Genomic DNA, 14,742 nt, shown 5'->3' with positions numbered 1-14,742 from the left:
TGATGGCATGAATAAGACAACAGAAAAAAGAATTTTTATTTTTGTTTGTACTGCACCCGCACTAATCCTGTTAGCCATTTTTATGATTGTTCCTACGATTGAGGTATTCAGGATGTCCTTATATAAGTGGGGAGGGTTTTCTAATAATAAAGTATTTGTTGGATTAGAAAATTTCAAGATTTTATGGAATGATATGAATTTCATTCGATCTCTCCAAAACAGTATCGTATTAATTGTTATTGTTACACTTATCACGATGGTGATGGCGATCTTGTTTGCTACTTTGTTAACGAGAGAAAAAATAAAAGGTAAAAGTTTCTTTCAAATTATTTTTTATCTCCCTAATATCTTATCCGTTGTAGTTATCGCGGGAATATTTTCTGCAGTTTATGATCCGACTACAGGATTGTTAAATAATATACTTGCTTTATTTAACCTTGAAAACCTTCAAAAGATGTGGCTCGGCAATCAAAAAATTGCTATCTACAGCATTGGCGGGGCACTCATTTGGCAAGCGATTGGTTACTATATGGTTATGTATATGGCGGCAATGGCAAGTATTCCGGAAAGTTTTTATGAAGCATCTGCTTTGGAAGGTGCTGGACGGGTCAGACAATTTTTCAGTATTACTTTACCGTTAATTTGGAATAACATTCGGACGACGTTAACTTTCTTCGTTATTAGTACGATTAATTTAAGTTTTCTACTCGTTCAAGCGATGACTGGCGGCGGACCTGATGGATCGACGGAGGTGTTTTTAAGCTACATGTATAAGCAGGCTTACACTAATTCTTCTTACGGTTACGGTATGGCTATTGGGGTGGTCATTTTCCTATTCTCATTCGCATTATCTGCAATTATCAGCGGTGTCACTAAAAGGGAAGTGTTGGAGTATTAAGGAGGGCCAAAAACGATGGAAACACAAAAAAGAATGAATACAGAAACAGCTTATCGAGATCCAAAAACGGTGGAAACCAAAAAAGAAATGATTGTAGAAACAGCTTATCAAGCCCCAAAAACAATGAAGCCCCAAAAAGGAATGACTACAGAAGCAATATATCGCTGTTTTATATATGTTGCACTGATTACGTTAGCAATTTCTATTATTATTCCTGTTGCATGGGTTTTCTTAGCTTCAGTGAAGCAAAATTCAGAATTTTACGGAAGTCCTTGGGCCATGCCGAAAAGTTTCTATTTTCAAAACTTTATCGATGCTTTCCAAAAAGCAAACATGGGTACCTACATGTTGAATTCAGTCATGGTAACTGCGTTGGCTCTGCTTATTTTATTAATTGTAGCCTTACCAGCAGCTTATGTGTTGGCAAGGTATACCTTTAGAGGAAGCAAGTTAATAAATACTTTTTTTAAAGCTGGATTATTCATCAATGTGAACTACATCGTTGTTCCAATTTTCTTGATGTTATTGGACGGAGATACCTTTTTACAAGGCCAACTGGGTGATGGATTTCTACTAGACAATTTATTTATTTTAGCTGTGGTATATGCGGCGACGGCGTTACCATTTACCATTTACTTGCTGACTAGTTTTTTTCAATCACTTCCATCCACGTATGAGGAAGCGGCGTTGGTCGATGGTGCCGGATATTTCAAAACAATGATTTCAGTCATGATTCCGATAGCTCGTCCAAGTATTATTGCCGTCATTTTATTTAATTTTCTTGCCTTTTGGAACGAATACATTATTGCCTTAACGTTAATCCCAGGACCGAATAAAACGTTACCTGTTGGGTTAATGAACTTGATGGCAGCTCAAAAATCTGCTGCGAACTATGGTCAAATGTATGCAGGAATGGTTCTTGTCATGCTGCCAACTTTGATTTTATACATCATTGTTCAAAAAAAATTAACACAAGGAATGTCCCTTGGTGGTTTAAAGGATTAAAGGAGGATTTACATGAAAAAGAAAAAAGGCCGTGTTACTTTACCGAGTGAAGAAAATTTTCTTAAGGAAACAAAAGAATTGATGGAACGATGGGGTGCGGATGCGATTCGCGATAGTGATGGAACGAAACTAGATGATGATATTAAACAATTGGATGCAAAAATTTATACGACTTATTTTGTTGCTCGAGCTCACAATGAGTTCGCAGAGAAGCACATGGATGAATGCCAGCAACTTTATTTAATGAGCTTATTCAATACTGCGCTTACTAACACCCTTGAAATTGATTTTATGAAAGGCTACTTTGAGGAACAGTTAAAGCCGGATTACGTTCACAACCCTAAAAAATACTGGGAGGTTATTGACCGGACAACCGGAGAAGTTGTTGACGTTAATGATTGGGAAGTAAATGAAGAGCAAAATCGTGTTTTGATTACGAAGGCGATTCCTTGGCATGAATATACGGTTTCATTCCTAGTCTATGCGATTTGGGATCCAACCCAAATGTACAATCATATTACTAATAATTGGGGAGATAAGCCGCATGATATTCCTTTTGATGTCAGGCAGCCACATTCCAATGAATTTATGAAAACCTATTTAAAACAATGGCTGACAGAAAATCCAGATACAGATGTGGTTAGGTTTACAACGTTTTTCTATCATTTTACCCTTGTGTTTAATAATCTTGGCAAAGAGAAATTTGTCGATTGGTTCGGTTATGGTGCTAGTGTTTCAGTTGCTGCTTTGGATGCTTTTCAAAAAGAAAAGGGCTATCGCTTAAGGCCAGAGGACATTGTTGATCAAGGCTATTATAATACTGCATTTCGAATTCCAACTCCTGCTTTTTTAGATTATATAGATTTTGTTCATAAGTTCGTTGCTGAAGAAGCAAAGAAACTTGTGGATATTGTCCATGAAAGTGGAAAAGAAGCAATGATGTTCCTTGGTGATAACTGGATCGGTACAGAACCATATGGGAAATACTTTGAAAATATCGGATTGGACGCAGTTGTAGGCAGTGTGGGCGGTGGAGCCACGTTACGTATGATTGCAGATATACCACATGTTCGTTACACGGAAGGGCGATTCTTACCTTATTTCTTCCCAGATACTTTTTACGAAGGTAATAACCCGACGATTGAAGCGAATGAAAACTGGTTAACGGCGCGAAGAGCTTTACTACGGAACCCTGTTGATCGTATCGGCTATGGCGGTTATTTAAGTCTAGCTTATCAATTCCCAGAATTTATCTCTTATATTGAAAAAGTTACGGAGGAGTTTCGTGAAATTCATGACACGATCAAAGGCGTTCAACCATATAGCGGTCTTAAAGTTGCAATTTTGAACTCTTGGGGCAAGTTGAGAACTTGGCAAACACATATGGTTGCTCATGCTCTATGGTATAAACAAATTTATTCTTATTTAGGTGTTTTAGAATCCTTGAGTGGGGCAGCCGTGGAAGTTTCGTTCATTAGTTTTGATGATGTTATTAACGATGGGATACCAGCGGATATTGACGTTATCATTAATGCTGGCGATGTAGGCACAGCTTTTTCAGGAGGGGCTAATTGGATTAATGAAAAGTTAGTCACTACAATCAGGGCCTGGATGTATAATGGCGGAGGCTTCATAGGTATTGGCGAACCGACAGCCTATCAGCATGAAGGACATTATTTTCAATTGGCAAACGTCTTAGGTGTTGACAAAGAACTAGGATTTAGCTTATCCACAGATAAATATTTTATTAATCCTGTTGAAAATCATTTTATTTCTGCTGACAGTACCCAATTTGATTTTGGTGAAGGAATGAAAAACATTTATGCGTTATCAGAGAAAACCGAAATAATCGAATATTCGAATGGTGAAGTTCATCTTTCTAGTCATCCGTTTGGAGAAGGCAGAGCTGTCTATATAGCAGGGCTGCCGTACAGCGAAGAAAATACACGTCTGCTGATGCGCGCGTTATACTATGCCGCCCATAAAGAAGGAGAATTTCAAAAGTATCATGCGAGCAACATTTATTGTGAAGTTCATGCATATCCATCTATTCAAAAAATGGTGATTGTTAACAACTCGATGATCGAACAAAAGACAGTTGTATATGATGGACAAGGAAACAGAAAAGAAGTGACATTGGCACCTAGTGAAATCAGATGGGAGGATGTTTCAAATGAAGGCTAGCGCTTTATTCATTATTAAAATTGTTGTGTTTATCGTATGTCTGTCTTTGATTATCATCTACCAAAAGACAGCTGGCAAATTCGAACTAGGTATGATGTTGATTGGATTAGCTGGTCTCTTAGGGATACTTTATGACTACAATCGGAAATACGTATAAATCAACCTGGGCACGTGGATTGATCAAGGAATCGCACATATATGTTTAACGATAACAATTATAAACATTACTCAATACTTCAAATACAAACCTAGGGGTGCGGACAAATGAAAAAGGCAGTCGGCATTGATATTGGGGGAACGAAGATTGCAGCTGGAGTCATTTCGGATACAGGCGAACTGCTTGAACGTTCGGAAATAAAAAGTGATCCTTCAGATCGGGAAAAAATGTTTGGTAGAGTTGTAGAAGCTGTGGAACAAGTTCTCAGAAAATCATCGATTTCCATCGCTGATATCGAGGGTATTGGCGTTGGGGTACCGGGAAAAGTGGATTACGAGAAGGGAATTGCCGTTTTTCAAAATAATTTACCTTGGAGACAGTTTCCTATTTCAGTTCGTTTGCAGGAACAATTTGGTATCCAACGAATCACAATTGACAATGATGTCTATATGGCGGCTTATGCCGAATGGAAAGCAGCTCATGTAAAAAGGAATGAAACCTTTGTCTACGTGACTATAAGTACGGGAATATCTTGTTCTATCATTCATAACGGCTCATTTTTTAGGGGAGCAGGATTTGCTGGAGAACTAGGCTTGATCCCTGTCCTCTCAAAGGGGATCAATGAACGATTAGAAAAAATCGCTGCTGGGCCAGGGATCCAAAGAATAGCCGAAAGGGACTTACAGGTAGATACAATTTCAACAAAGGATGTTTTTGCTGGTTATATAAACGAGGTACCGGAATATCAGTTCATCATCAACGAAGTAACCGACTACTTAACTCAAGGACTTTATACGATTTCCTCCTTATTAGATCCGCACAAAATAGTTTTTGGCGGTAGTGTCATTGTGAAAAATCCATTTCTACTGAAGTTGATTAAAACGAAGCTGAAAATGTATCAGCTTCCTGAGCAACAACATCTTTTGGAGCAGATGAGTATTAGTACATTGGCACAAAATAATGGAGTTACTGGTGCAGGATTACGAGTGTTTGAAGGTATGTAATGAGGCGGCGCCGATCTTCTTTTATGAAGAGAATGATCGTAAATAGGTAGAGGAGTGGACGAATATGTTTACATTAAGTCAAGAAAACTTAGTTTCGTTAGGTGCATCGATAACAACAGCGGAAATAAAGCGGCAGCCTGATTTATGGGCTGAAACCTTTGCTTTGTATATGGAGAAAAGCGAGGGGATTGAAGGGTTTTTACAAAAAATAGTAACGAAACACAATCGGGTTCGAGTTATTTTTACGGGCGCTGGAACGTCTGCCTATGTCGGTGATACAGTCACCCCTTATTTAATAGAAAAAGTCGATGAACAACAGTGGGAGGTACTAAGTATTCCGACAACCACGTTAGTTTCAAATCCTTATCAATTCTTCAAAAAGGATTATCCAACCTTACTCGTTTCATTTGCTAGAAGCGGGAACAGTCCGGAAAGTGTTGCTGCCGTACAATTAGCTGAGCAAATAGTAACGGATTTGTATCAAATAACGATTACTTGTGCGAAAGACGGTAAATTAGCCAAACGGGCAGTAGGGAATGAAAATAATTTATTGCTATTGATGTCTGAAAAATCAAACGACCAAGGATTTGCGATGACTGGAAGTTATACTTGCATGGCGTTAACAGCATTACTTGTTTTTGATTCTATATCGACTGAAGAAAAATCAAAGATAGTGAAAAAAATTCATCAAATGGGTGAAAGTGTCATTCAAAGAGAAGACGTCATCAAAGAGATAGTAGATTTTGATTTTGACCGAATTATTTACTTAGGTTCTGGTAGTTTAGAAGGCTTAGCGAAAGAATCACAATTAAAAATATTAGAACTGACAGCTGGAAAAATTGTTACCGCATTTGATTCACCACTCGGATTCCGACACGGTCCAAAATCATTTGTAAACGAAAAATCATTAGTTTTCGTGTTCGTTTCTAACCATCCGTATACACGTCAATATGATTTAGATATGTTAAAAGAAATGCAGCAAGACGACATTGCCAGTTATATTTGTGCCATCGAGGTTGATGGAAAAACTAATTATACCGGGAACAGATTTGTATTCGGCAGCGAGTCTCAGTCTGTACCAGATGCTTACTTAACATTACCTTTTGTCATGATTGGGCAAACAGTCTCACTGTTAGCTTCCGTGAAAGTAGGCAATACACCGGATACACCTTCACCGACAGGAACAGTGAACCGTGTCGTTAAAGGTGTTACCATCTACGAATATGAGTAACTAGGATAGGAGAAACATACATGTCTATTTTTATTTTTGCAGATAAGTTTTTTCTTGAGGAGATGGTCACAGGGCCTGGATTTTTAGGAATAAAAGACGGAAAATTCGGTATTTTTTCAGAAAACAAACCAGAGGAAACGACAGACATTATTGAGTATAAAGGACATTGGATCGCTCCTGGCCTAGTAGACACACATATTCATGGATTTAGAAATCACGACATTATGGACAATAGTTTTGGAGGACTGGACCAAATTTCGGTAGGACTCCTTTCTTGCGGCGTTACATCCTTTTTACCGACAACTTTAACTTCCTCAATAGAATCGTTAAATAACGTCGTTGAAATGATTGGTGCCAATTACACAAAAGTGCAAGGTGCAAAAATTAAAGGAATCTTTTTAGAAGGACCGTTTTTTACTGAAAAGCATAAAGGAGCACAAAACACGAAATATTTTTGTGACCCATCAGTTCATATGTTGAAAGTTTGGCAGGAATTATCAAATAATGCTATTAAAAAAATCGCGATTGCACCTGAAAGGAAAGGGGCAGCGGAATTTATTGAATATGCTGTAGGAGAAGGGATTGCCGTGGCGTTGGCCCATAGTGACGCAACTTATGAAGAAGCAAAGCAAGCGGTTGAAAAAGGAGCTTCCATTTTTATTCATACTTTCAATGGAATGAGCCCACTACACCATCGTGAGCCGGGGATGGTCGGTGCGGCCATGAATCTAAAAGATGTTTATGCTGAAATCATATGTGATGGACATCATGTTCATCCTATTGCCTCAAATATTTTAATGAATGTCCGCGGCAGAGAAAGGGTTGTAATGGTGTCTGATTGTATGATGGCTGGAGGTATGCCTGAAGGAATTTATCAACTAGGAGAGTTTCCGGTGAAAGTAAAAGATGGGATGGCTCGTTTGGAAAGCGGAAGTTTAGCCGGGAGCATTTTGCAATTAAAAGATGCTGTCAAAAATGTCGTCCAGTGGGGAATTGCTACACCTGAGGAAGCAATTTACATGGCGAGTACTGCACCAGCAAAAAGTATTCAGCTCGATGGCGAATGCGGGAAGATTGCTGAGGGATATGCTGCTGACTTTATTGTGATGACGCCAGCGATGGATGTAACTGCTACCTATCTTGATGGTGTATGCCGTTTTCAAGCTTAAACAATTTTCTGAAAGAGGGAGTACCAATGATTTTATCTGTCACCATGAATCCATCGGTCGATATTTCCTATCCGATGCATGAATTAAAGTTAGATGTAGTTAACCGTGTGGAAACGGTTCATAAAACTGCTGGTGGAAAAGGTTTGAATGTTGCACGAGTAATTGCTCAAATGGATGAAGTTGTTCTAGCGACAGGTGTGCTTGGTGGTACGATTGGTGAATACATTATTCAAGAATTGAATAATGTCAATATTCCAAATGACTTTTTAAAAATCAAAAAAGAATCAAGAAATTGTATTGCTATTCTTCATGAAGGGATGCAAACAGAGATTTTAGAATCTGGGCCGACATTATCTAAAGAAGAGGGAACTGATTTTCTAAAAAAATTCGAATATCTACTTACAACAGCTTCACTTGTGACAATTTCGGGTAGTTTGCCGAAAGGGTTACCAACTAACTTTTATTATCAAATGCTAGAAATCTGTCATAAAAATAGAATTCCAGTAATTATGGATTCGTCAGGGGAACCTTTAAAACAAGCGATGGTGCATAAAGAAAAACCATTAGCCATTAAACCAAATACAGCGGAATTATCTCAGCTGTTGGGCATTAACATGGAAGCGGGAATCATAGATCTGAAGCAAGCATTAAACCATGAACTATTTACTGGAATTGAGTGGATTATCGTGTCAATGGGTAGTGAAGGTGCATTTGTTAAGCACGGTGAGGACTATTACAGAGTTACGATTCCGAAAGTAGAAGTGGTCAATCCTGTAGGGTCAGGTGATGCAACAGTTGCAGGGTTAGCTGTGGCACTACATCAACATCAAACAGTGGAGACTGTTCTTAAAACGGCGATGACTACAGGAATGTTAAATACGATGGAAGCTGGGACTGGTTATATTAATGTGAATAAGTTTAAACAATACTTTGATCTCGTTAAAGTTGAAAAAATAGATTGATAGAGGAGAATGTTGATGCTAGAACTAACCAAAAATAAATTGGAAGCTCTAAAACGGTTATCTGCTGAAAATGGCATAATTGGGGCATTGGCTATTGATCAACGCGGTTCATTGAAAAAAATGATTGCGTCTGGTGGTGCAAGTCATGTTGGAGATGAAGGGATTATCCGTTTCAAAGAATTAGTTTCTGAGGAATTAACACCATTTGCAACAGCGATTCTTTTGGACCCGGAATATGGTCTACCAGCGGCTAAGGTCCGTGATAAAGAATCGGGCTTAATCGTAGCGTATGAAAAAACTGGATACGATGCGTCAGAAGTAGGACGGTTGCCGGATTTATTACCAGAATGGTCAGTGAAACGATTAAGGGAAGCGGGTGCCGACGCTATTAAATTCTTACTCTACTATGATGTCAATGAAGATGAAAAAATTAATAACTATAAACATGTCTATATGGAACGTATCGGATCTGAGTGTGCAGCTGAAGACATACCATTTTTCTTAGAGATTGTTACTTATGATGCTGACAGTGATGATGTAAAAAATAAAGCATATGCAAAAATAAAACCGTATAAAGTGATTGAGGCCATGAAGGAGTTCTCAAAACCACAATATAAAGTAGATGTATTAAAAGTAGAAGTTCCAGTAGATATGAACTATGTGGAAGGATATACAGAAGGAGAATGTGTTTACAGTAAAGAAAAAGCAGCTTCCTATTTCAAAGAACAAAGTGAAGCAACCGAGCTGCCGTTTATCTTCCTGAGTGCAGGAGTAAGCGCAAAATTATTTCAAGAAACATTAAAATTTGCAAAAGACTCCGGTTCTACCTTTAACGGAGTGTTATGTGGTCGGGCAACTTGGAAAGACGGTGTTATACCGTTTGCTATAGGCGGTGAACAAGCAGGTCGTGATTGGTTAAAAGATATTGGTAGAAGGAATACTGAAGAACTGAATCTCGTATTGAAAGAGACAGCTAATTCATGGTTTGCTAAAGTAAAAGTAACAGCTGAGCTTCAAAGTTAGTACAATATCTTTTCTTCCATTTTTAAAAGGAATGAAGAAAAATGAGTAGACATTCGTCTGCTCATTTTTTAGTTGCGTCCAGTTTGGTCACAAATTTTAGGGTGAAAGCTCAGAACAGTTAAGGGAGCAGTCATCATGACTAAGGGGAGGGGGAACAAACTTTACGTATAAATAAACCGAAGAATATTAATTATCCTATAAAATCCAATCGATTGAATGTAGTAAGACTCAATAAAAAACATACTTAAAAAGGTAACAATACCCTTATTTTGTAAGCGTTTTAAAAAGACAATATATCTAAAAAAAGAAACAATATCTTTATTGAGTGGACACTAAAAAAAAACTATTCTAAACATAAGTGAAAGCGGTACCTTTCAGGTTTTGGTATATTTTAAAAATGAATGTGCAGGTATTGTTTTTAACTAAAATTTAAATTTCAAAGGGGGAGAAAAATTGGAGAGTAAGCATTTCAAGATAGCTTTTAATACCCTTCTTGCACTTGTGCTAATTGTGCCGACATTTTTAGTTAGTATGATTGTGCCATTACATGTAGGAGCAAATGTGTCTAATCCATGGGTTACAATTTCATCTGGAGGAAACGAAATCAATGCATTAATAGAACAAAATGGGAAGTCCTATGTAAGGCTTGGAGCAGGTGCCGGAAATGATAATGGGGCTAAAGCTGCAATTTTTCAAGAACAAAATAAAATCGCTAAAGAATCGGGAACGATGGCGTATACCTTTACTCCAGAAACCAGTGGAGAAGATACTAGATTTGGTTTCTATCCTCACTATATTGACAATAATAACTTCGTTTTTGTAGGCTATGACTCACTTGGATGGTTTTATGAATACAAATATCAAGGAAAAGGTGATTGGTTAAAAACGAGACCGAATGTTTCACTTCCAGAGGCTGGGACCTCACATTCTATAAAAATCGATTATAACGCAACCACTTTGAATATTACATTAGATGGAAAAGATTTATTTGGATCGGTTACTTTACCTAATGATGTAAATAACCTCCTTACAGGTAAGGAAGCAGTTAAACTTGGTGCTTTTGGAGATAAAAAAAGTCAAGTTCTCATTGAATTAGGAGCTGCACCTGGAGATGGAGGCACGGATCCAGGAGATGAAAAACTTGTCGACATTACGGATAATAAACTAGAAGAAGGCGACTTTAAAATTATCTCAGGCGATGGAAAAGTCACTTATAATGAAGATGGTTCAGCAACTTTTGGTGTTACATCTACCCAAAAGAATCGAATTGTATATAACCAAATGAAATCGATTAAAAATGGTGTTTTTGAAGCGGATGTTACTACTAATACTGATAAGATGAATCGCTTCGGATTAATCTATCGTGTTCAAAATGCATCTGCATACACTTATGTGGGAACAGGGGATACGAACGACCAGTATTTTGGTGAAACATTTGGACCTATAAACAATTGGACGTCGATGACTTCAAATGTACCGTTAAAAGCAAAACAAACATACCATTTACGTTTAGTATTCATGGACGATGTTGCAACGTTATACATTGATGGTAAAAAGGTAGATTCTTGGACTTTAACAGGTGGTGTAGATCAAGCGGGGGGACTTGGGTTTGAAAAAAGCCGAGGAGCTGCCGATATTACGATTTCTAATATCAAAATCAAGGAATATAGTGCGCCAAAACCTCCAGATACTCCACCAGTAGAAGATACATTAAAGTCAAAGTATATGGATGTCACTATTGACCAAGTATTCCCGCGGGTTGTGAAATACAAAGTTGGCGATAAAGTAATGAATGGGCAAGAATCACCTGTTTACGGATTGAAAGTAAATGGTGCACTATACTATCCTAAAGTAAGCTTTGAAAAGTTAAGCGATAGTGAAGTGCTATATACATTAAAAGTTGTGGATGAAATGAAAAATCTTGATGCTATATTTAAAGTATCTTTGAAAGTAAATGATAATAAAGTTATTTATAGTTTCGATGAAATTAAAAATAATGGTAGTGCAAAAATTGAAACAGTTGAGTTTGCTGATATGAACGTTATCTCAGTAAATTCGGAGCAAAAAGGTGCAAAAGCTAAATTAACGAATATAAGTACTGATGTTAGGAAATCAGGAGATGTGGATGTAAGCGTAGATTCTTCCATGGGAGAAATAGGTACATCTACTAAAAATTATACTGCATTTTTGTCAACTGACGAATTGAGTGCGGGTGTATGGTCCAGTTCAGAAGTAGATGGCTATAAAAACTTAGTTGCAAATCGATATGTAAATAAAAATGGTTCTAAGGCAATGGGGATAAGTTCTAGTGCACTCTATTACCAAAGAGATTTTATGTCAGAACCACAAAAAAATAAACCAACTATTAAAATAGCTATCGCTAAAGATTTGAATACTGATAATAAGACAGATTGGCAAGATGCGGCGATTGCATACCGTGATATTATGCAAGACATTAAAGGATATCAAGATGTAAACAATAATGTTGGAATGCGTATTGCAATGAATTTCGGATCACAAGCACAACAACCATTCTTAAAAACAGCAGATAATATTAAAAAGGTTGCTCTTGCTACAGATGAATTGGGGCAGGCTGTTTTATTAAAAGGATATGCAAACGAAGGACATGACAGTGGTCATCCGGATTATGGTAATGTAGGTGAGCGTATGGGTGGCGTGAAAGATTTGGATACGCTTATTAAAGAGGGGCGTAAGTATAATACCCAATTTGGTGTCCATATCAATGCGCAAGAAGTTTATCCTGAAGCGAAAGCTTTCAACAATGATTTTATTGACCGTCCAAATTCTTTAGGATGGGGATGGTTAGATCAATCTTATACAATTAATAAATTAAAAGATTTGTATTCAGGAGCGCGTGCGAAAAGACTAGATGAATTGAAAGCTGCTGTTTCAGATCTTGACTTTATTTATTTAGATGTATGGTATCAAAATCAATGGGAATCAAATAGAATAGCAGAACAATTTAAAGATAGAGGCTGGAGATTAACAACGGAATTTGGTGGTTCTATGGCCAATTATTCAACGTGGCAACACTGGGCTACCGATAAAAACTACGGTGGACCGGAAAGCAAAGGTATCAACTCAGAAGTACTACGCTTTATTAGCAATCACCAAAGAGATTCTTGGGTGTTGAATTGGCCTGAAGTAGGAGGAACTGCTGATCATCCATTGCTTGGTGGATTTGAATTAGCTGGTTTCGAAGGGTGGCAATCTGATAAGAATTTTGATAATTTTATTCGCATGACATTTGATACGAATCTACCTACTAAATTCTTACAAAAATATTATGTAACGAATTGGACAGCTGTAGAAGGGGATAAAAGCAAGACAAACTTAGAAAAGGAAATAAAATTGAAAGACCCAAGTAATGGGGATGTTGTCGATGTAACTAGAAAAGACAATTCTAGGGAGCGTGTTATTACACTAAATGGAAACGTTGTACTTGATGGACACACATATTTAATTCCTTGGGTGAAACAAGACTTTAAAAACCCAACTTCTAATTCTGAAAAACTATATCACTGGAATTTGGAAGGTGGTACAACTACTTGGACACTTCCAGATGAATATAAAGATGCTTCTAGTGTTTATGTATACAAACTGACAGATCGCGGTAGAGCAGATATGAAAGAAGTCAAGGTCGTAAATAATAAGGTAACTTTGACAGCTAGTGCGGCAACTCCTTATGTTGTTGTACCAAAAAGAGATAAAGGTTTGGAAATTCTTGATTATGATTGGAGCAAGGGTGCTCATATATATGACGCGGGATTCAATACAGGAAAAGTAAGTGCATATACAACTATTGAGGGGGATAACAAAGCTGTAAGCGCCGTCAGAACAAATCAAACTGGAAGCAACCGTAATGTAAGTAGTGGAGATTACTACTTGAATATTGATAGTCCATCGAAAGATACAACTGTTTCCCGTGTTCTTACTGGTTTGGAACCAGGTAAAGATTATGTAGCAGAGGTATATGTTGAAAACAATAGTGATGTAAAGGCCGGAATTACAGTAACAGGTGGGAAAGAAGACGTTAACAATTACACACTTCGAAGCCTGCAAAAGAACTATGTTAAGGCAGATTCACATGCCTCAAATGATGGATACAATAGCAAAATGCAAATCATGCAAGTGAGCTTTACAGCTGTAACGAATAAAGCTAAATTAACTCTCAGCCGTGATTCTGGAAAAGGGAACACAAAATTTGATGATATTCGGATCGTTCAAAAGTCCTTAAAAAATTATGTCTCACCGACGGAATTTAAACAAGATTTTGAATCAGTAGTACAAGGTATTTACCCATTCGTTATTGGTAACACAGAAGGGGTAGAAGACAACAGAATTCATCTGTCTGAACTGCATGCTCCATATACGCAAAAAGGCTGGGCAGATAAAAAATTAGTCGACGATGTATTGGGTGGGAATTGGTCCGTTAAAGTGAACACTGGAAATAAAGGTTTGCTGTACCGTACTATTCCTCAAAATTATCGTTTCGAACCTGGCGTAACTTATAAAGTATTATTTGACTATCAAACGACAGCAAATGCATTCCGCTTTATTTCAGGGGATCAAGAAATTGATGTTCGAGACATTGCGAGTGCAAAGGGATTGAGTGTGAATAACACTCTTACTGCATCTACTGATACAAAAACAGTAGAGTTTACTGTGACAGGTTCTGAGAACGGTCAAACTTATGTTGGGATTTTCAGTGATGGAACGAATTTAAACGGGGATACCGGAGCAGGTACGTTTATTTTAGATAATTTACGTATTGAAAAGGTGACTTCAGGGGGAGAGACAGAGAGGTAAAAATCTCTATTAAGATAAAAGTAGTTTTATCGTTCGAGTAATATTGCGAATGAAAAGAGGGTGACCTAAAAGTAGCTGAGTAGCTATATGGGTTAACCTCTTTTTGATTTAAGTATGTCATCACAACTAAATGATGGAAAGAAAGGAACGATACTCTTATGTTTATCCCGCATTTAACGGGCAGTAAGACCCCCACCTCAAAATTCAGCGAAAGCAAAGAAGTTAGGTGGGGGATCAACTGCCCGTAAAAGCCCGATTGGTTCAACTAATAATCAGTGG

The 14,742-nt window shown here is 37.6% G+C and carries 10 protein-coding genes; all 10 read left to right on the top strand.

All coding sequences use genetic code 11. The features are described 5' to 3' along the window. Positions 1–7: 7 nt before the first annotated feature. The 10 genes from ACUN0F_RS23690 to ACUN0F_RS23645 all read left to right on the top strand — a co-directional run bounded on the left by ACUN0F_RS23690 (position 8) and on the right by ACUN0F_RS23645 (position 14,463). Complete coding sequence (locus tag ACUN0F_RS23690) at positions 8–898, top strand: carbohydrate ABC transporter permease (RefSeq protein WP_002202310.1); 891 nt, start codon at positions 8–10, stop codon at positions 896–898. 15 nt (positions 899–913) lie between these two features. Next, entirely contained in the window at positions 914–1,903 is a 990-nt protein-coding gene (locus ACUN0F_RS23685) for a carbohydrate ABC transporter permease (protein WP_264461272.1), read from the top strand. Between the two features lie 12 nt (positions 1,904–1,915). After that, positions 1,916–4,087, top strand: coding sequence for a 1,3-beta-galactosyl-N-acetylhexosamine phosphorylase (gene gnpA / locus ACUN0F_RS23680; RefSeq protein WP_327973533.1), 2,172 nt, complete (start codon positions 1,916–1,918; stop codon positions 4,085–4,087). Further along, a complete protein-coding gene (locus ACUN0F_RS23675) occupies positions 4,077–4,244 on the top strand; it encodes a DUF6903 family protein (protein ID WP_000647588.1) in 168 nt (55 codons plus the stop codon). The genes gnpA and ACUN0F_RS23675 overlap by 11 nt, the downstream gene beginning before the upstream one ends. A gap of 107 nt (positions 4,245–4,351) precedes the next feature. Further along, positions 4,352–5,248 carry an ROK family protein gene (locus tag ACUN0F_RS23670; protein WP_445540283.1) on the top strand — a complete coding sequence of 299 codons (897 nt, stop codon included), beginning with the start codon at positions 4,352–4,354 and terminating at the stop codon, positions 5,246–5,248. 64 nt (positions 5,249–5,312) lie between these two features. Next, the gene (locus tag ACUN0F_RS23665; protein WP_046954979.1) at positions 5,313–6,479 is read left to right on the top strand and encodes an SIS domain-containing protein; all 1,167 of its coding nucleotides are present in this window, start codon (positions 5,313–5,315) and stop codon (positions 6,477–6,479) included. Positions 6,480–6,499: 20 nt separating this feature from the next. Continuing rightward, positions 6,500–7,648, top strand: coding sequence for an N-acetylglucosamine-6-phosphate deacetylase (gene nagA / locus ACUN0F_RS23660; RefSeq protein WP_445540282.1), 1,149 nt, complete (start codon positions 6,500–6,502; stop codon positions 7,646–7,648). Between the two features lie 26 nt (positions 7,649–7,674). Next, positions 7,675–8,610 (top strand): tagatose-6-phosphate kinase, encoded by a 936-nt coding sequence (gene lacC, locus ACUN0F_RS23655; RefSeq protein WP_445540281.1) that lies wholly within the window; start codon positions 7,675–7,677, stop codon positions 8,608–8,610. 15 nt (positions 8,611–8,625) lie between these two features. Beyond that, on the top strand, positions 8,626–9,633 hold the full coding sequence (gene lacD, locus ACUN0F_RS23650) for a tagatose-bisphosphate aldolase (RefSeq protein ID WP_000891849.1): 1,008 nt from the start codon (positions 8,626–8,628) through the stop codon (positions 9,631–9,633). Between the two features lie 453 nt (positions 9,634–10,086). Beyond that, a complete protein-coding gene (locus ACUN0F_RS23645; protein ID WP_445540280.1) occupies positions 10,087–14,463 on the top strand; it encodes an endo-alpha-N-acetylgalactosaminidase family protein in 4,377 nt (1,458 codons plus the stop codon). Positions 14,464–14,742 lie beyond the last annotated feature (279 nt).

The sequence above is a fragment of the Bacillus sp. 1A genome, from assembly GCF_052682215.1.
Note: the sequence above shows the minus strand (reverse complement) of the source record. Positions and strands in the feature narration are given on the sequence as shown.